Origin of the sequence: Actinomadura sp. SCN-SB (assembly GCF_043906805.1) — a bacterium.
Lineage (GTDB): Bacteria > Actinomycetota > Actinomycetes > Streptosporangiales > Streptosporangiaceae > Spirillospora.
Window position 1 is genome coordinate 98820 of record NZ_JBIMPP010000005.1, and the last position, 17658, is coordinate 116477.

16 protein-coding genes and 1 tRNA gene are annotated in these 17658 nt (G+C 71.8%); 6 read left to right on the top strand and 11 right to left on the bottom strand.

Annotated elements, in window-relative coordinates; genetic code table 11:
- The first annotated feature begins 87 nt into the window (after window positions 1–87).
- From ACGWYJ_RS05005 to ACGWYJ_RS05015, 3 genes are all read left to right on the top strand, one after another.
- On the top strand, window positions 88–1398 hold the full coding sequence (locus ACGWYJ_RS05005; RefSeq protein ID WP_395104375.1) for a PQQ-binding-like beta-propeller repeat protein: 1311 nt from the start codon (window positions 88–90) through the stop codon (window positions 1396–1398).
- 205 nt (window positions 1399–1603) lie between these two features.
- Window positions 1604–2824 carry an acetyl-CoA C-acetyltransferase gene (locus tag ACGWYJ_RS05010; RefSeq protein WP_395104376.1) on the top strand — a complete coding sequence of 407 codons (1221 nt, stop codon included), beginning with the start codon at window positions 1604–1606 and terminating at the stop codon, window positions 2822–2824.
- 173 nt (window positions 2825–2997) lie between these two features.
- Window positions 2998–3225, top strand: coding sequence for a DUF4287 domain-containing protein (locus ACGWYJ_RS05015; RefSeq protein WP_285695609.1), 228 nt, complete (start codon window positions 2998–3000; stop codon window positions 3223–3225).
- A 592-nt stretch (window positions 3226–3817) separates the two neighbouring features.
- Here the strand turns inward: ACGWYJ_RS05015 and ACGWYJ_RS05020 are convergent.
- The 5 genes from ACGWYJ_RS05020 to ACGWYJ_RS05040 form a co-directional block, all read right to left on the bottom strand.
- Complete coding sequence (locus tag ACGWYJ_RS05020; protein ID WP_395104377.1) at window positions 3818–4621, bottom strand: Bax inhibitor-1/YccA family protein; 804 nt, start codon at window positions 4619–4621, stop codon at window positions 3818–3820.
- 132 nt (window positions 4622–4753) lie between these two features.
- Window positions 4754–4829, bottom strand: a tRNA-Leu gene (locus ACGWYJ_RS05025).
- 239 nt (window positions 4830–5068) lie between these two features.
- Complete coding sequence (locus ACGWYJ_RS05030) at window positions 5069–6385, bottom strand: class I SAM-dependent methyltransferase (protein ID WP_395104378.1); 1317 nt, start codon at window positions 6383–6385, stop codon at window positions 5069–5071.
- Window positions 6382–7761 (bottom strand): NAD(P)/FAD-dependent oxidoreductase, encoded by a 1380-nt coding sequence (locus ACGWYJ_RS05035; protein ID WP_395104379.1) that lies wholly within the window; start codon window positions 7759–7761, stop codon window positions 6382–6384. Before ACGWYJ_RS05035 ends, ACGWYJ_RS05030 begins: the two co-directional genes overlap by 4 nt.
- 267 nt (window positions 7762–8028) lie before the next feature.
- Window positions 8029–8874 (bottom strand): uracil-DNA glycosylase, encoded by an 846-nt coding sequence (locus ACGWYJ_RS05040; protein ID WP_395104380.1) that lies wholly within the window; start codon window positions 8872–8874, stop codon window positions 8029–8031.
- A gap of 566 nt (window positions 8875–9440) precedes the next feature.
- Between ACGWYJ_RS05040 and ACGWYJ_RS05045 the strand changes: the two genes are divergently transcribed.
- On the top strand, window positions 9441–10259 hold the full coding sequence (locus ACGWYJ_RS05045) for a DUF2510 domain-containing protein (protein ID WP_395104381.1): 819 nt from the start codon (window positions 9441–9443) through the stop codon (window positions 10257–10259).
- A gap of 10 nt (window positions 10260–10269) precedes the next feature.
- Here ACGWYJ_RS05045 and ACGWYJ_RS05050 read toward each other — a convergent pair whose 3' ends face one another.
- The 4 genes from ACGWYJ_RS05050 to eno are packed head-to-tail and all read right to left on the bottom strand — an operon-like array spanning window position 10270 to window position 13519.
- Entirely contained in the window at window positions 10270–11196 is a 927-nt protein-coding gene (locus tag ACGWYJ_RS05050; RefSeq protein ID WP_395104382.1) for an exopolyphosphatase, read from the bottom strand.
- Window positions 11193–11726 (bottom strand): DUF501 domain-containing protein, encoded by a 534-nt coding sequence (locus ACGWYJ_RS05055; RefSeq protein WP_395104383.1) that lies wholly within the window; start codon window positions 11724–11726, stop codon window positions 11193–11195. Before ACGWYJ_RS05055 ends, ACGWYJ_RS05050 begins: the two co-directional genes overlap by 4 nt.
- A gap of 44 nt (window positions 11727–11770) precedes the next feature.
- Entirely contained in the window at window positions 11771–12229 is a 459-nt protein-coding gene (locus ACGWYJ_RS05060) for a septum formation initiator family protein (RefSeq protein WP_395104384.1), read from the bottom strand.
- A gap of 6 nt (window positions 12230–12235) precedes the next feature.
- On the bottom strand, window positions 12236–13519 hold the full coding sequence (eno, locus tag ACGWYJ_RS05065; RefSeq protein ID WP_395104385.1) for a phosphopyruvate hydratase: 1284 nt from the start codon (window positions 13517–13519) through the stop codon (window positions 12236–12238).
- Between the two features lie 249 nt (window positions 13520–13768).
- Here eno and ACGWYJ_RS05070 point away from each other — a divergent pair, with 249 nt between their 5' ends.
- Both ACGWYJ_RS05070 and ACGWYJ_RS05075 read left to right on the top strand, forming a co-directional pair.
- Entirely contained in the window at window positions 13769–14716 is a 948-nt protein-coding gene (locus ACGWYJ_RS05070; protein WP_395104386.1) for a sulfite exporter TauE/SafE family protein, read from the top strand.
- A 123-nt stretch (window positions 14717–14839) separates the two neighbouring features.
- Complete coding sequence (locus ACGWYJ_RS05075; protein WP_395104387.1) at window positions 14840–16267, top strand: sensor histidine kinase; 1428 nt, start codon at window positions 14840–14842, stop codon at window positions 16265–16267.
- Window positions 16268–16295: 28 nt separating this feature from the next.
- Here ACGWYJ_RS05075 and ACGWYJ_RS05080 read toward each other — a convergent pair whose 3' ends face one another.
- Window positions 16296–16502: a hypothetical protein gene (locus ACGWYJ_RS05080; protein ID WP_395104388.1), complete on the bottom strand. Its 207-nt coding sequence runs from the start codon at window positions 16500–16502 to the stop codon at window positions 16296–16298.
- 106 nt (window positions 16503–16608) lie between these two features.
- Window positions 16609–17556, bottom strand: a complete 948-nt coding sequence (locus ACGWYJ_RS05085) for an NADP-dependent oxidoreductase (RefSeq protein ID WP_395104389.1) — start codon at window positions 17554–17556, stop codon at window positions 16609–16611.
- Window positions 17557–17658: the final 102 nt, after the last annotated feature.

Here is a 17658-nt window from a genome sequence, read left to right on the forward strand (position 1 = left end):
GGGGGAACTCGATCCATGTCTTCGCACGCCCACCGCCGGCTACTTTCCGCATCCAATTCGCGACTTCTCGTGGTGGCGGTGATTTCCATGGCGGCTGGGGCGGCGGGCTGTTCCCCTTCCGAGGACGACCATGCCCAGGACGCGCGGGCGTGGGCGGGGTCCGGGACCAACGCCGTCAGCCGTCCCGTCGCGGGCGCGGGCGTGGCCTCGGTGACCGGACTCCGTTCCGACGGCACGCTGGAGACCGTCGCATTCGACCTGGCCACGGGGACGCGGCTGTGGTCCTATCCCGCGACCATGGTGGGGCGCCCCGCGGGCATGGGCGTCCAGCCGCCCGCCATCACCGGCACCCCCGGCTCCGCGGTGGTGGTCGCGGTGGAGCCGCCCAGGACCGGCCGGCGACGCGCCACGCTGACCGCGCGGGACGCCCGTACCGGCACCGAGAGATGGACCCGCCCCGTCGCCTCGACGCTCGGCCCGGCGCGCTGCGGGACGGACGTGTGCCTGTCGGAGGCCACGTCCACGAAGGAGTCACGGTTCGTCGCGCTGGACCCCGCCACCGGCCGCACCCGGTGGGCGACACCCGGCATCGCCGAAGTCGAGCACGCCGACCCCGCACGGATCGTGCTGTTCCGGATGACGCCCAGACCCTCCCTTGAGGCGCGCCACCCGCGTACCGGCAAGGCCCTGTGGAAGTTCCCGGTGGACCGCGCCCTGGGACGGGGCGTCAGCTTCGCCGGCGGCTGGACCTTCGGAGTGACACCCGGTGACGACGTGCTCGTCGGCCACATGGCGCCCTACAAACCGCGCAAGCGCGGACGGCTGTCGCCCTACGGCTTCTTCGGCCTGCGCCTGTCGGACGGGAAGCCGCTGTGGACGCGCGAACGGATGGTCCGCGTCTACCCCAGCGCCAACCCCGCCGTCGCCCTGTTCGCCCGGAGCTTCACCGGCCAGGGCGACGCCGGCGGCTTCGAGCGGATCGACCCGCGCACCGGCCGTACCGTGACGACCCTGCCCGCGGACAGGGCACCGGAGCCGCCGTGGAAGCTGTCGTTCCCGCCCGACCTGTCCACGCTCGGATTCGTCGTCCAGGACAAGCCCGGCCCCGCCTACCGGCTGCGGGACGGCGCCAAGCTCATCGGCGGAGGCACACACGGCTGGACGTTCTGCGACCTGAACCCGTCCCCACTGAAAATCACCGGCCAGCGCGGGTTCTACCCCGTCGCGTCACTGTGCGCGTACGACATCTCCACCGGCCGCCGCGTCACGTCCCCCGGGGCACCACCCGCCTGGTACACCGGATCGTCCGGCGGCTGGCGGGTGTGGCGAGACGAGCAGGGCACCCTGCACGGCATCCACGACACCGAAGGCAGCGCGCCCGGCATGTACGGCATGTAGATAAGAGCCCCATAAGACGCGCCTGGACGATGGGCATGTGCCACGCCACAACGCAGAGGACGTCACGGCGGAGTCCGGCCACACAGTACGGGCCATCCGGGGACCTGCCCTCTAGACGAACCCGGCACGCACGTTACATTGCGGGAAATGACCGGCGAGTAGCATCGCGAGCCGGACACAGGTCGCTCGATCCAGGGAGATCCACATGCCCGAGGCAGTCATCGTCGCCACCGCGCGCTCGCCGATCGGCCGCGCGTTCAAAGGGTCGCTCAAGGACATCCGTCCCGACGACCTGACCGTCCAGATGGTCGAGGCCGCGATGGCCAAGGTCCCGCAACTGGAGCCGTCCCAGATCGACGACCTGCTGCTGGGCTGCGGCCTGCCCGGCGGCGAACAGGGCTACAACATGGCCAGGGTCGTCTCCGTGCTGCTCGGCTGGGACGACGTGCCCGGCGCCACCATCACCCGGTACTGCTCGTCGTCCCTCCAGACCACCCGCATGGCCTTCCACGCCATCAAGGCCGGCGAGGCCGACGTGATCATCTCGGCCGGGGTGGAGACCGTCAGCCGGTTCTCCAAAGGCAGCAGCGACGGCCTCCCCGACACCCAGAACCCCGTGTTCGCCGACGCCGAGGCCCGCACCTCCAAGCGCGCCGAAGGCGGCGCCGACACCTGGCGCGACCCTCGCGAAGACGGCGAGCTCCCCGACATCTACATCGCCATGGGCCAGACCGCGGAGAACGTCGCGCAGATCCGCGGAGTCTCCCGCGAAGCGCAGGACGAGTTCGGCGTCCGCTCCCAGAACCTGGCCGAGAAAGCGCTCAGCAACGGCTTCTGGGAGAAGGACATCACCCCCGTCACGCTCCCCGACGGCACCGTCATCAGCAAGGACGACGGCCCCCGTCCCGGCACCACCTACGAAAAGGTCTCCGCCCTCAAGCCCGTGTTCAGGCCCGACGGCACCGTCACCGCCGGCAACTGCTGCCCGCTGAACGACGGCGCCGCCGCCGTCGTCATCATGAGCGACACCAAGGCCGCCGAACTCGGCATCACCCCGCTCGCCCGCATCGTCTCCACCGGCGTCACCGGCCTCTCCCCCGAGATCATGGGGCTCGGCCCCGTCGGCGCGTCCAAGCAGGCCCTCGCCAAGGCCGGCATGACCATCGACGACATCGACCTCGTCGAAATCAACGAGGCGTTCGCCGCGCAGGTACTGCCGTCCGCCGAAGACCTCGGCATCGACATCGACAAACTCAACGTCAACGGCGGAGCCATCGCCGTCGGCCACCCCTTCGGCATGACCGGCGCCCGCATCACCTCCACCCTCGTCAACTCGCTCGCCTTCCACGACAAGCAGTTCGGCCTCGAGACCATGTGCGTCGGCGGCGGCCAGGGCATGGCGATGATCGTCGAGCGGCTGAGCTGAGCCCCACACCCGTGGCCCGGGCGACCCGCCCGGGCCACCTGCGCGTTCACCGGGGCCATCACGTTACGAATGATCCAAGTAACGTCATGGATAGGTCCGCGTTAGGGGGTTGTCACATCCCCGCTCCTGTTGCAGAGTCGGCAGGAAGGAGCCCCGCGACCTGGAGGTGCCAATTGTCACTGAACCACTCGCCGGAGACGCACAGCAAGCTCATCGCACGCATTCCGCAAGTCACAGGACGTGACATCCCCGAGTGGTTCACCACCATCGAGAACGGCCCAAGCTTCGTCCGCTGCGACGAGCGCAGCAACTGGCTCGCCGACGAACACGGCCTCTCGCACGGCTACGCCGCCGCCCTGGTCCGCGAACACGAACGCACCCGCCGCGCTCGTCATTATTAGCAGGCGCGAGCTGCGCTCCTCGCCTGGCGGCTCGTCGCTTGTCGCGCCTGCGGCGATCGCTGCATCGCTCCGACTCGCCTAGAGGCTCGCTACGCGATCAGGTTCCTCGCAAGCTCGGAACCTGCCTTCGGACGCGATCGCAACGCCTGAGCGACCGTTCGGGGCTGGGGTGACGGGCTGAGGTGAGTGCGACTGTGTTTATAGGCGAGCGTGAGCTGCGCTCCTCGCCTGGCGGCTCGTCGCGCTGCGTTCAATTGGCGGTGCCTGCGGCGTCGGGCGCGGGGCGCCCTCCTTCTCCAGCACCGCGTGCGATCGCTGCATCGCTCCGACTCTCTGTTTATTGCAGACGCGAGCGGCGCTCCTCGCCTGGCGGCTCGTCGCTGGTCGCGCCTGCGGCGATCGCTGCATCGCTCCGACTCGCCTAGGGGCTCGCTACGCGATCAGGTTCCTCGCAAGCTCGGAACCTGCCTTCGGACGCGATCGCAACGCTTGGGCGCCGTTCGGAGGTTGCGGAGCGTTGCAGACGCTAGTGCGCTTACTGCGCGGTGTGTGGGGCCGGGCCTGGGGCCCGGCCCCTTTTGGTGGTCGTTGGTCAGTCTCGGCCGGCGAAGTAGGACAGGAAGCGCAGGAGCTCCAGGTAGATCCAGACGAGGCTGAGGACCAGGCCGAAGGCGCAGTACCAGGCGAAGCTCTCCGGTGCGCCGTGGCGGACCCCCTGCTCGATGGAGTCGAAGTCCAGCAGGAGGAAGAAGCAGCCCACCAGGATCGCGACGACGCTGAACACGTAGGCCAGCGGGTTGCCCGGGTCGCGGATGCCGATGCCGTCCTCGCCGCCGAAGAGCTGGACCACGAGGTTGATCAGCATCAGGCCGATCAGGGCGAAGCCCGCGGCGATGACGAAGCGGGTGAACTTGGGCGTGACACGGATGATGCGCAGGGCGTGGACGGCGAGCATCGCGCCGAACGCGAGCGCGGTGCCGATCACGGCCTGGAACACCACGCCGTGGTAGACGTCGTTGTAGGCGTGGCTGATGATGCCGACCATCACGCCGTACAAGGCGGCGAACGCCATGACCAGGGGAGCCTTGGCGTTCCGCCCGAAGGTGATGAACGCCCAGACGCCCAGGGACGCGATCATCGAGACCACCAGCACCGGCACGGCCAGCTCGACCGGGATCAGCGCCCAGGCCAGGGCGGCCGTGACGACCAGCGTGGCCAGGGTGAGGAACCCGCGGACCACCACGTCGTCAAGGGTCATCGGGCGGACGGCCGGAGGGGCCGCGGGCGGCGCGCCGTACATGTACGGCTGCGCGCCGGGCTGGAGACCCTGCTCCCTACGCCAGCCCGTCTGCTGGCCGAAGGCGTTACCCCGGAAGGCGGGGTTCCTGCTCTCCATGGATGCCTCCTGAGGGGCGACCTTTCCTGATCAGTCTAGACGGCCGAGCCCAGGTTGAGGTTCCTGGCAAGGTGTCGGCTCGGTATCGGCCTGAGGAAAGAACGGGCCCGGCGCGTCACGGCGCCGGGCCTGTGGTGCCCCCGGTCGGACTCGAACCGACACAAAAGCTCTTTTAGGGAGCCTGCCTCTGCCATTGGGCTACAGGGGCGGCGTAATCATACCGGGATACATCGAACTACCAGACAACCGATATTCGGCCGAGACCGCTTTTCCGCCGGATCGGGCGGCCCGTCCCGGGCGGTCGCTTCCCTCCCTCCGTGCCGTGGATCGTCCCCGAAACTCGCGGCGATACCTTCCCGATCTTGGACGGCCCTACCGCGAAACGAGCCGCCGATCGGCGGTATCCATACCGCTACCGACGGCGATTACCGCATGAAAAGGGCATAGTTACGGGGCCACCCGGCCCGGGACGGAGCGGCCCTCGACGAGGGTGGTGCCCGCCCGGCCGTCGCGGTCGCGGCGGATCGCGCGGATCTCATGGACGCCGATCCGGCCGCTCTCGGTGGCCAGCGCGGAGGCCGCCAAGTAGAGAAGCCAGACCCGGGCGCGGCCGATTCCGGCCAGCTCGACGCACTCGGCCCAGTGCCGCTCAAGGTTGGCGGCCCAGGCGCGGAGCGTGCGGGCGTGGTGCTCGCGGAGGGCGGCGACGCCGCGCACCTCCAGGCCGGCGTTCTCCAGGGTGGCGATCAGCTCGCCGAGCGGCAGCAGCTCACCGTCCTCCGGGAACATGTAGCTCGTGGTGAAGGTGCGGCGGACGCGGTGCGGCCCCGGCCGGCGCACCGGCTGTTGCAGCACCAGCCGCCCGCCGGGGGCCAGCAGCTCGTACAGGCGGGCGGCGTCCCGGTCCAGCGGCTCGATCTCGGTGAGCCCCACGATCGCGTCGTAGGGGCCGCGTCCCGCCTCGTCCAGGTCCCAGCCGAGCACCTGGACGCGGTCGCCGAGCCCGGCCGCACGGTCCTTGATGTAGGCGGCCTGCTCGGGCGTACGGGTCAGGGCGACGACGCGGCAGCCGTGGCGGGCGGCGAGGTGGCAGGCGAGCGCGCCCCATCCGGCGTTGAGGTCGAGGACGCGGGCCCCCTGGAACAGGGAGAGCCGTTCGGTGACGCTCTCCAGCGCGGTCCGCTGGGCGTCGTCGAGGTCGATCGCCTCGTCCCAGAGGCCGCCGGAGTGCGCCATCTCGGGGCCGAGCATGCGGGCGAAGAACGCGGCCGACTCGGTCAGCGGGCCGGACGAGCGGTCGCCGCGGCGTCCCGGGGGGAACTCCTCGGGCGGCGGCTTGGGCTCGGGCCCGACGGCGCCGAGCATCACCGCGGTACGCACGATCTCGCGCTTGTCGTCGCTGCTCAGCCGGATCTGCTCGTCGCCGCTGCGCATCACCCGCTGCACGGCGTCGAGCGCGGCGAACACGTCGCCCTCGATGTCCAGTTCGCCCGCGACGTAGGCGCGGACGAGCCCCATCTCGCCCGGCTTCCACAGCAGCCGCCGCAGCGCGCGGCGGTGCCGGATCACGAACGCGGGCGCTCCCGGCGGGCCGATGACGCTGCCGTCCCAGGCACGTACCTGGATCGGCAGGTCGGAGGCGGTCCCGCCGTCCCACTCCTCGCCCAGCATGATCTTGCTCAACAGGGGGGCGAGCCGGGAGGCGACACCGTCGTGCATCAGCGGCAGCACCTCCTCTCGGACGAGTAGGACCCCGATCGTCATCTCCGCCGGCCGGCCGCGTACTCGAACTCGTGCCGGGGCCGCGACAGCTCTCCCATCGAGACGATCTCGCGCCGGAAGAACGCGGCGAGCGTCCAGTCGGCGGTGATCCGAATTTTACGGTTCACCGTCGGCATCCGGGACAGGTGGTAGGTCCGATGCATCATCCATGCCGGGAAACCCCGGATCTTCAGGCCGTACACGTTGGCCACGCCCTTGTGGAGGCCGAGACTGGCCACCGAGCCCGCGTAGGCGTGTCGGTACGGTTTGCGTGGCCTGCCGCGTATGTCGGCCACGATGTTGTCGCCGAGGCGCCTGGCCTGGCGGACGGCGTTCTGGGCGTTGGGCGCGCAGAACTCGCCCGGTTTGGTCAGGTCGGGGACGGCGGCGTTGTCGCCCGCGGTGTACACCCCGTCCAGGCCCTCGACGGTCAGCTCGGCGGTGGCCTTGACCCGGCCCTGCCGGTCGATCGGCAGGTCGCCCTCGTGCACGACCGGATGGGGCTTGACGCCCGCCGTCCACACCAGGGTGTTGGCGTCGAACTCCTCGCCGTCGCTGAGCACGATGTGCCGGTCCTCGGCGGATTTCACCAGCGTCTCGGTCCTGACCTCGATGCCCCGGGCGCGCAGCGCCTCGGCCGTCCAGCGCCCCATCTCCGGGCCCACCTCGGGCAGGATCCGCTCGGTGGCCTCGATCATGATCCAGCGCATCTCGTCCGGGTCGATGCCCGGATACCACTTGCAGATGTCCCGGGCCATGTCCTCCAGTTCGCCGATCGCCTCGATCCCGGCGAAGCCGGCCCCGACGAACACGAAGGTCAGCGCCCTGCGCCGGGCCTTGATCTCGGCCTCGGCCCGCTGGGAGCCGTCATGGCGGTAGTTGAGCGAGGCGGCGCCGTCGAGCTGGCGGATCACATGGTTGCGCAGGTAGATGGCCTCTTCGACGGTCTTGAAGCCGACGCCGTTCTCGGCCAGGCCGGGGATCGGCAGCGTCCGCGAGACCGATCCGGCCGCCACCACCAGCCGGTCGTAGCCGATCTGCTCGGCGCCGGTGCTCATCTCCGCTCCGACCGGGCAGAACTCCACCACCCTGCGAGCGGTCTCGATCCTGGTCACGTGCCCGGTGAGCACGCGGCAGCGGCGCAGGACGCGGCGCAGCGGGGCCACCACGTGCCGGGGCTCCAGGTTCCCCGCGGCGGCCTCCGGGAGGAAGGGCTGGTAGGTCATGTACGGATGGGGGTCGATCACCGTGATGGTGACCTCGCCGCGCCTCAGCTCGCGCCGCAGCCGGGTTTGCAGGCGCAGCGCCGTGTACATGCCGACGTAGCCACCGCCGACGATCACGATGCGCTGGGTGGTGTTCGCTGGTTCAGCAGCCATGCCCGGAGCGGTACCCGATAGACGGCCCGGATCACGCAAGGCGCCACCAACACCGCAATCCGTCATTTTTCCCCGGCCCGCCGCGAACTCACGGGCCCTCGCCCGCATCACACATGGATGTATCGAGGGAACGGCGGCGGGACAGGGCCCGACGGGGGCGTCAAGCGGCCGGGACGGCGATCGCCTGCGGGGTGCGATCGGACCCGGCCGCTTGGCCAAGGCCCTGCCCCGCCGTTCGCTTGCCCGAGGGTCCGCCCCGCTCCCGGATCATGCCGGCTTCGGCAGCCCGGCGAGGTCGCGGGCGCGGGCGAAGACGGCGTCCAGCATCGGCTCGGTGACCCGCCCGGTGAAGGTGTTCTGCTGGGACGGGTGGTAGCAGCCCAGCAAGGTCAGCGGCTTCCCTGCCGGTGCCGCCAGTTCCACCTCCTTGCCATGGCCGAACGCGGGCCTGGGGCGCGGCACCTGGTATCCGGCCTGCTGGAGCGCCGCCCACACGCCTTGCCACGCGTACCCGCCGAGGACCACCACGCAGCGCATGAACGGCGCGACCAGTGACACCTCACGCGCCAGCCACGGCTGGCACCTGCCGCGCTCCTCAGGGGTCGGCTTGTTGTCGGGCGGCGCGCAACGGACCGTCGCGCCCACCCTGACCCCGATCAGCCGTTGGCCATCGCCCGCATGGACGCTGGTGGGCAGGCTCGCGAGCCCCACCCGGTGCAGGGACGCGAACAGCCAGTCGCCCGACCGGTCACCGGTGAAGATCCGTCCCGTGCGGTTGCCGCCGTGCGCCGCTGGGGCGAGGCCGACGAGCAGGATGCGCGGCTCGTCCTCGCCCCATCCCGGGACGGGGCGCCCCCAGTACCGCTCGTGCGCGTACGCGCGGCGCCGCTCGACGGCCACCCGTTCCCGCCACTCCACCAGCCGCGGACACGCCCTGCACACCGACTCGCGGGCGGCCAGTTCCTCCAGCTCCGAGGCGTCCGCCGCCAGCTCCACCACGTCCTGCGCCGTACGCGCCACGGGCGTGTCAGGTGTGGCGGGGTCACCGGGCCACCCCGTCCCAGGCGGCACGAACGGCGCCCGCCCTTCCGCGTCCGGCTGAGCGTTCGTCATGGATGCGATGGTCGCACGACCGACCGAGAGCCCGGAGGGCGGTCGTGCCCTTCCGTCGGGGGTGTGGGGGTCGTCCCCCACAAAGCACGACCGACCGAGAGCCCGGAGGGCGGTCGTGCCCTTCCGTCGGGGGTGTGGGGGTCGTCCCCCACAAAGCACTGCCGACCGAGAGCCCGGAGGGCGGTCGTGCCTTTCTCTCGGGGGTGTGGGGGTCGCCCCCCACAAAGCACTGCCGACCGAGCGCCCGAAGGGCGGTCGTGCTCTTCTCCCGGGGGTGTGGGGGTCGCCCCCCACAACAACACGACCGACCGAGCGCCCGAAGGGCGGTCGTGCTCTTCTCCCGGGGGTGTGGGGGTCGCCCCCACAACAACACGACCGACCGAGCGCCCGGAGGGCGGTCGTGCCCTTCCTCTCGGGGGTGTGGGGGTCGCCCCCCACGGCGAGGGCCCGGTGGAGCTGGACATGCGTCCAGTTTCGGTCGGCGCATGGGGTGGCGGGCTCGGTACGATGCGGAGCGCCGAGTCGGGGAGGTAGTTCCGGCGCTCCATGCGAAGCGGAGGCAGTCCTTGTCGCAACCAGGCCCAGGCTGGTATCCCGATCCCGCAGGGAGCGGCAGCCTGCGCTGGTGGAACGGGACGCACTGGACCGAGAACCTCAACCCCGAGCCGCCCGGCGGTTCCCGGCGCCGTGTTCCGGCGGCCCAGCGGCCCGGCTACCAGTCCGCTCCCGTCCAGGAGCCGTTCCAGGGGGCGGGGTGGGACGCCGGGCAGGAGACGGTCCGGCTGATCGACGCCACCGTGGGCGGGTTGCTGCTGCACGCCGACGAGCAGGTCGTGGCGTACGGCGGCTCGTCCATGGCCTGGGTTCACGTGGAGTGGGTGGCGTACTGGGCGGCGAGCGTCCCCGGCGGGTACGGGCGGCCCGCCATTCAGTGGATTTTCCAGGCGGGACGGCATCCCTTCCTCGGCGGCCCCAAGGTCGAGGTGGTCATCGAGGACAGCGCGATCACCCTGCACGGCCGTCCCGGCGCCCGGCTCGACGGCGCGCCGGGCAACGGCCCGGCGAGCGGTGTGGCCGAGAAGGTCTGGCGCGGCCTGGTCGGGCTGTGCCAGGTGCTGGCGGAGCGGCGGCTGGTGTCCGAGCTGGCCGGACGGGTGCTGGCGGGCGAGTCGATCGACGTGGCGCACGGGCTGACCGTGCATCCCGGCGGGGTGCGCGCCGAGCGGGTGTCGCTGAGCTGGCGGGCGATCTCCGGGGCGGTGCTGGAGGGCGGCCGGGTCTGGATCCAGCAGTCGGGCAGCACCACGCCCGTCCTGTACGTGCCGCAGCAGAATCCGAACGCCGTCCTCATCCCGGCGCTGCTGGCGGCCTTACAGGCGGCCTAGCGCGAGGGGCTCAGAGCAGCGACCAGGCGATGCCGTCGAGGATGTCGTGCTCGCTGACGACGACCGCGCCGAAGCCGTACTCGCGCATGACGCGGTCGAGGATGAGGGACCCGGTGCCGATCACGTCCACACGGCCGGGGTGCATGACGCCGATCCTGGCGCGTTCGGCGCGGGTGGCGTGCAGGAGGTCGCGGGTGACGTCGTGGACCTGGGCCGCGGTGATCCGCGAGTGGTGGATCCTGGCGGGGTCGTAGTGGGGCAGGCCGAGGGCGATCCCGGCGACCGTGGTCACCGAGCCGGCCAGGCCGACCAGGGTGCGGGCCTCGTCCACCGGGACGGTCTCGCGGACCCGGGCGAGCGCGCCGTCGATGTCGGCCACGGCGGAGGTGATCTGCTCGGGCGAGGGCGGGTCGTCGCGCAGGTGCCGCTCGGTCAGCCGGACGCAGCCGATGTCCACCGACCGCGCCGCCTGGACGGAGGAGCTGCCCAGCACGAACTCGGTGGAGCCGCCCCCGATGTCGACCACCAGGTAGGGGCGGGGCGGGCGGAGCTCGGCCAGTTCCCGGGTGGCGCCCATGAACGACAGTTCCGCCTCCTCGTGCCCGGTGATCACCTCGGGTACGGCGCCGAAGATGTCCACCACGCCGGAGACGAACTCGTCCCTGTTGGCGGCGTCGCGGGTGGCGCTGGTGGCCACGACCCGGGTCTTCTCCGCGCCGTGCCGATCGATCAGCTCGGCGTACCGGCGCATCGCGGTGAAGGTACGCTCCAGCGCCTGGGGCGCCAGCCGCCCGGTCTTGTCCACGTCCTGGCCGAGCCGGACGATCTCCATCCGGCGTTCCACGTCGGTCAGCGTCCCGCCGTCCCCGGAGGGCATGTCGGCGATCAGCAGGCGGACGGAGTTGGTCCCGCAGTCGACGGCGGCGACGCGAGTCATCGGGCCTCCCGTGTCCTGGAAGCGGCGGTGGAATCGGCGGGGACGCATGATCCTGAGCGCCACCAGTCGGGGAGCGCGTCCAGGGCCTCGCGTCCGAACGGGTTGGCGCCGGGGACGGCCAGCTCGTGCGCGACCAGGGCGTGCAGGCACTTGACGCGTTCGGGCATGCCGCCCGCGCTCTGGGTGCCGGGCGGCAGCGGCTCGACGCCCTCGTCGCGCGCGGCCTCGTCGCGGCGGCGGAGGTAGTCCTCGTGGGCGGCGGTGTAGGCGGCGCGCAGGTCCGGGTCGTCCGCGAGGCGTGCCTGCATCTCGCGCATCATGCCGCCGCCCTCCAGCGTGCCGATGGCGGACGCGGCCTTGGGGCAGGTCAGGTAGAACAGCGTCGGGAACGGGGTCCCGCCGGGCAGCCGGGGCGCGGTCTCGATCACGGCGGGGGCGCCGCACGGGCAGCGGTGGGCCACCCGCCGCACGCCGCGCGGCGGGCGCCCCAGTTGCGCCGCGACCGCGGCCTCGTCGTGTTCGTCGATCATGTCTGAATGCCCCCCGAGGAGTTCCCGGTGGCCGGGACTGGGATCTAGCGAGGCCGGTCGGCGGCCTCCACGGACCGCCAGAGCGCCTCGTACCACGGCGGACGCTTGGACGGGGCGGGCTTCGGTGGCCGCCGGCCCTCGCCGCCGCTGCCGTCCAGGACGATGTAGCACTTCACGCCCGGCTCGCAGTAGTGGAACCTGCGCGTGGCCTCCCGTTTAATGTACGACTCCTCACCAAGTCGCTGCTTTCGCCTGGTGAGCTCGTCCACCTCCCGGCGTGCCACGCGCTCCTGCTGCCTGAGCTCGGCGATCTCCTGCCGCTGCGCCACGTACTCCCGCACGGGATAGGCCAGGCTCAGCGCGATCGCGCAGACCACCACCGCCAGGATCGCGGCGCGGCTGGTCAGGGCGGGGCTGCCACGGGACGCGTCGGCGCGGTCGTGCTCGTGGTCGGCACGCTTACGGTCGGCACGACCGGCGCGGTCTTCGTCACCCGTGGCCAATGCGGGTCAGCCCTCCCAGGAGAACCGTGGGAACGCGGCGGCGCCTGCGTAGCGGGCCGCGTCGCCCAGCAGTTCCTCGATGCGCAGGAGCTGGTTGTACTTGGCGACCCGGTCGCTGCGCGCGGGGGCGCCCGTCTTGATCTGGCCGCAGTTGGTGGCCACCGCGAGGTCGGCGATGGTGGTGTCCTCGGTCTCGCCGGACCGGTGGCTCATCATGCAGCGGTAGCCGCTGGTCTGCGCCAGCGTGACCGCGTCCAGGGTCTCGGTGAGGGTGCCGATCTGGTTGACCTTGACCAGCAGCGCGTTGGCGGCGCCGGAGGCGATGCCGCGGGAGAGCCGCTCGGGGTTGGTGACGAACAGGTCGTCACCGACCAGCTGGACGCGGGAGCCCACCGAGCCGGTGAGCGCCTCCCAGCCGGCCCAGTCCTCCTCGTCCAGCGGGTCCTCGATGGAGACCATCGGGTAGGCGTCCAGCAGCTCGCCGTAGTAGGCGGCCATCTCCTCGGAGGAGCGCTTGGAGCCCTCGAACTCGTAGGAGCCGTCGGAGTGGAACTCGGTGGCGGCCACGTCCAGGGCCAGGGCGATGTCGCGGCCGGGGGTGAATCCGGCCTTGCCCACGGCCTCCAGGATCAGGTCGAGGGCGGCGCGGTTGCTGGGCAGGTCGGGGGCGAACCCGCCCTCGTCGCCCAGTCCGGTGTTCAGGCCCTTGCCCTTGAGCACGGACTTGAGCGCGTGGTAGGTCTCGGCGCCCCAGCGCAGCGCCTCGGAGAAGGTCGGCGCGCCGATCGGGGCGATCATGAACTCCTGGACGTCGACGTTGCTGTCGGCGTGGGCGCCGCCGTTGAGGATGTTCATCATCGGGACGGGCAGCAGGTGCGCGTTGGGCCCGCCCACGTACCGGAAGAGCGGGAGCCCCGAGGACTCGGCGGCGGCCTTGGCCACGGCGAGGCTGACGCCCAGGATCGCGTTGGCGCCCAGCTCGGACTTGCCGGGGGTGCCGTCCAGGTCGAGCAGGAGCTGGTCGATCAGGCGCTGCTCGGTGGAGGGGTAGCCGACCAGGCGCTCGTCGATGGTCTCGTTGACGGCCTTGACCGCGTTCCGCACCCCTTTCCCGCCGTAGCGCTCGCCGCCGTCGCGCAGCTCGACGGCCTCGAACTGGCCGGTGCTGGCGCCGCTGGGGACGGCGGCGTGGGCCTCGGTCCCGTCGGCGAGCAGCACCTCGACCTCGACGGTCGGGTTGCCGCGGGAGTCCAGGATCTCCCGGGCGAGTACGGCCTCGATCGACGACACGGGCATCTCCCCTGAGCTGAGCTGTGGCGGTTGGTCGGTCACCGAGCCTATCCGCGCCGCCCCCGGGGCGCCCACCTGGCACGCCCGTTCGCCCGGATCTTCGGGTTTGGTGGCCTATTGGCGAGATGGCCGTGATGGCCGCGTATGGGGCGTACCTGTCACTTGACTCGGGAATCCCTACAATGTCTACTATCAAGGCTAACCACACTAAAAAGGTGGGAAATATCCCCAGCCCCTGGCGGTGAACTCGTGCGAAAACTCGTCCTGCTCGCCCTGGTCGGCCTCGGCGCCCAGCTCGTCGACGGCAGCCTCGGCATGGCCTACGGGGTCACCTCGACCACGCTTCTGCTGGCCATCAACACCAGCCCGGCCGCCGCGTCGGCCACCGTCCACCTCGCCGAGATCGGCACCACGCTGGTGTCCGGCGCCTCGCACTGGCGGTTCGGCAACGTCGACTGGCCGGTGGTCCTCAAGATCGGCGTGCCCGGCGCGGTGGGCGCGTTCGCCGGCGCCACCTTCCTGTCGGGGCTGTCCACCGAGACCGCCGAGCCGGTGATGGCGTCGATCCTGCTGGCGCTCGGCCTCTACATCCTGATCAGGTTCACCCTGCGCGGCCTGCGGCGCGACCAGCTCGGCAAGCCGCTGCGCAAGCGGTTCCTGGGCCCGCTCGGCGTGGTCGCCGGGTTCGTGGACGCCACCGGCGGTGGCGGCTGGGGCCCGGTCGGCACCCCGGCCATCCTGGCCAGCGGGCGCCTGGAGCCGCGCAAGACCATCGGCTCCATCGACACCAGCGAGTTCCTGATCGCCGTCGCCGCCAGCATCGGCTTCCTGGTCGGCATCGAGGGCGAGGGCGTCAAGGCGGACTGGGTCGCCGCGCTGCTGATCGGCGGCATCATCGCCGCCCCGATCGCGGCCTGGCTGGTGCGGCACATCCCGCCACGGGTGCTGGGCAGCGCGGTCGGCGGCCTGATCGTCCTCACCAACACCCGCACCATCCTGCGCAGTGACTGGATCGACGCCGCCGACGGCGTCCGGTACGCGTTCTACGCGGTGATCTACGTGGTGTGGGCCGCCGCGCTGACCTACTCCATCCGGCGCCACCTCGCCGAGCGCGACCTGGAGCCCCCGGCCGAGGCCGTGGCCGCGGCCGGAGGGACCCCGCCCGACTCGGACAAGGCCGCCGCCCCGTCAACCTGAGCAGGGGCCGCCGGTACCCCCATCTGTACCCCTTCGCCCGCCCGGCCCTCGTGCCGGGCGGGCGAACGCATCGTTGGCCGAGAAAGGCGCTCGCCATTACCACCGCCAGGGAACTCCTGTGCGGTGGAGGGACGCGATCGACCCGCGGGGGGCACGCCGCCAAGGCATGAGGGGCGCCTGCTCACCCCCACTCTCCGCACGCGCGTCACCGCTCTGGCGGTCCTCGCCGCCACCGTGGTCTTCGGCGGGGGCTACATCGCGTTGCAGGCGCTGCAACGCCGCGACGCCATCGCCGAGGTCAGGGACGAGCTCAACGAGCTCGGAGAGACCGCGGCCCGTCTCCTCGCGGCCAACCGGCTCAACCGCTGGCTGCTCAGGGACGATCTGATCCAGGTGGTCGACAGCCGAGGGAACATCGTGTCGGCGAGCGTGTCCATGGCCGGCTACCCGCCGGTCGGCTTCACGGTGCCTCCGCCCGACAGGACCCGTACCGAAGGCCGCAGCTGCCACGTCCGGGCCCCGGGCGGCCCATGCTTCCTGATCAATTCCTTCCGGGTCCACCTGGGATCGCGAACATGGTTCGTCTACGCCCTGGCGCCCGAGCCCGGACTGGTGCCGAACGTCCCCGAGGCGGTGCTCATGGCGCTGACGGTCCCGCTGGGCGTATCCCTGACCGGCTACGCGACCTGGATCGCCGCCGGCCGCGCGCTGCGCCCGGTGGAGGAGATCACGGCGGAGCTGGACGAGATCACCGCCACCGACCTGCAACGCCGGGTGTCGGTGCCGCCCCGCGAGGACGAGATCGCCCGGCTGGCCGTATCGGTGAACGCCACCCTGGACCGGTTGGAGGGCGCGGTGGCCCGGCTCCGCGGCTTCGTCTCCGACGTCTCGCACGAGTTGCGCAGCCCCCTGACCGGGCTGCGGATGGAGCTGGAGCTGGCGCTCTCGGACGTGGACGACGAGCGCTCGCGAGAGACGCTGAGCACGCTCCAGGACAACACCGAACGGCTGGAGACCGTCCTGGACGACCTGCTGTCCATCGCCCGGCTGGAGTCCGGCAAGCACATCACCAAGGAGCCCATCGAACTCCAGGAGCTGGCCGACCGGTGCGTGCTGGCGAGGCCGCGGCGCGCCCGGTTCTCGGTGGAGAACGGCGAGCCGGTGAGGGTGCTCGGCGGGCGGTCGGAGCTGGACCGGCTGCTGACCAACCTGCTGGACAACGCCGACCGGCACGCCGCGAGCACCGTCACGGTGATCGTACGGTCCGAGACCGCGGACGACGGCACGCGGACGGCGGTGATCGAGGTCCTCGACGACGGGCCCGGCGTTCCGCCCGAGGACCGCGAGCGGGTCTTCGAACGGTTCACCCGGCTCTCCGACGCCCGGCACCGGGACGCCGGAGGGACCGGGCTCGGCCTGGCGATCGCACGGGACATCGCGACCGCGTACGGCGGCTCGCTGGTCCTGACCGGCCGCCTCGACGGGCGTTCCGGCGCCCGGTTCGTCCTCCGGCTGCCGGCGCTGCCTCCCGAGGAGGGCGCACAGGACTGAGCGCGAGGACGGTGCCGGCGACGCTCGGTCAGCCCTCGCCCAGTTGCTCCAGCAGCAGGCGGCGCTCGTCCTCCAGGGCCCGGATCTGGGTCTCGTGCTCCTCCCTGGCCTCCAGGTCCTGGGCGGAGTCGCCGAAGTCCCGGGGATCGTCGCTGCGCTCGCCGAGCTCGCCGCGCAGGACCGAGAGCGTCTCCTCGATGTCGCGGATCCGGGCGCGCCGGGTGTCCTCAGCCATGGGCTCGTCCCCCTTCCGTGGCCGTCGGGCCTCACGGGCTCCTCCATGCCCGCTGGGCGCCCGTTCAGTCCGCCCGCCCGGACGGCGGGACGGCCGGGCGGTGCGGTCAGGGTCGGATGACGGTCTTGCCGCGGGCGCCGCCGCTCCGGCTGCGGGCGATCGCGGCGGGCGCCTCCTCCAGGGAGACCTCCGCCTCGATCGTGATCTCCATGGCCCCGTCGGCGACCAGGGCCACGACGTGTTCCAGCAGCTCGGGCGTGGGCGTGTAGTCGAGGTTGACGCCGCGCACGTTCTGGGCGTCCAGGGAGTCGGGGTTCACCGCCCACACGGTGCTGACGTACACGCCGCCGGGGCGCAGCAGCCCGGCCAGCCGCTCCACCTCCCCGCGGTCGCTGACCAGGTCGATGATCGCGTCGAGGCCGTCCGGGCGCGCGGCGCGGACGAGCTCCACCAGCTCGCCCTCGCCGTAGTCGACGACGTCGGCGGCGCCCAGCTCGCGCATCCGCCCGGCCGCGTCGGGACGCGCGGTGGCCAGCACGTCGGCGCCGCGGGACGCGGCCAGCCGTACGGTGGGCTGGCCCACGCCGCCGGTGGCGCCGACGACCAGCACCTTCGCGTCGCTCCCCTTCTCGATCCCCGCCTCCTCGACGGCGGTCAGGGCGGTCATGCCCGCGGTGGGCAGCGCGGCGGCCTCGGTGTAGAGCATGCCCTCGGGCATCGGCACCACGGCGTCGTCCGCGCTCGCGATCGTGTACTCGGCGTAGGTGCCCTGGCCGCGCGGCACCCCGAAGAACCGGCCGAAGACCTGCTCCCCGACCGGGAACCGGGCTCCGGGGCCGGTGGCGTCCACCACGCCCGCCCCGTCCAGGCCCAGGATCAGCGGGAAGGAGTAGGGCACCGAGTCCTTGAGCATCCCGTCGGCGATCTTCCAGTCCGCCGGGTTCAGCCCGGCCGCGAACAGCCGGACCAGCGCCTCGCCCGGCCCCGGTTCCATCACGGGCAGGCGCATGGGGACCGGGGCGGCCCCCAGCTCGGAGATGGCGATGGCTCTCATGACGTTCCCCGACTCCCGATTCCCCCTGGCCGGCCCATACGGCGGGCCGGTATCGCCCCACCTACCCCGCCCCCGGCCAGGTCACACAACGTGCGGTACGGG

Bases quoted from the DNA above. Each gene is read 5' to 3' on its own strand.
- ACGWYJ_RS05005 (WP_395104375.1), top strand. From the start codon at position 88: ATGGCGGCTGGGGCGGCGGGCTGTTCCCCTTCCGAGGACGACCATGCC.
- ACGWYJ_RS05010 (WP_395104376.1), top strand. From the start codon at position 1,604: ATGCCCGAGGCAGTCATCGTCGCCACCGCGCGCTCGCCGATCGGCCGC.
- ACGWYJ_RS05020 (WP_395104377.1), bottom strand. From the start codon at position 4,621: ATGGAGAGCAGGAACCCCGCCTTCCGGGGTAACGCCTTCGGCCAGCAG.
- ACGWYJ_RS05030 (WP_395104378.1), bottom strand. From the start codon at position 6,385: ATGACGATCGGGGTCCTACTCGTCCGAGAGGAGGTGCTGCCGCTGATG.
- ACGWYJ_RS05035 (WP_395104379.1), bottom strand. From the start codon at position 7,761: ATGGCTGCTGAACCAGCGAACACCACCCAGCGCATCGTGATCGTCGGC.
- ACGWYJ_RS05040 (WP_395104380.1), bottom strand. From the start codon at position 8,874: ATGACGAACGCTCAGCCGGACGCGGAAGGGCGGGCGCCGTTCGTGCCG.
- ACGWYJ_RS05050 (WP_395104382.1), bottom strand. From the start codon at position 11,196: ATGACTCGCGTCGCCGCCGTCGACTGCGGGACCAACTCCGTCCGCCTG.
- ACGWYJ_RS05055 (WP_395104383.1), bottom strand. From the start codon at position 11,726: ATGATCGACGAACACGACGAGGCCGCGGTCGCGGCGCAACTGGGGCGC.
- ACGWYJ_RS05080 (WP_395104388.1), bottom strand. From the start codon at position 16,502: ATGGCTGAGGACACCCGGCGCGCCCGGATCCGCGACATCGAGGAGACG.
- ACGWYJ_RS05085 (WP_395104389.1), bottom strand. From the start codon at position 17,556: ATGAGAGCCATCGCCATCTCCGAGCTGGGGGCCGCCCCGGTCCCCATG.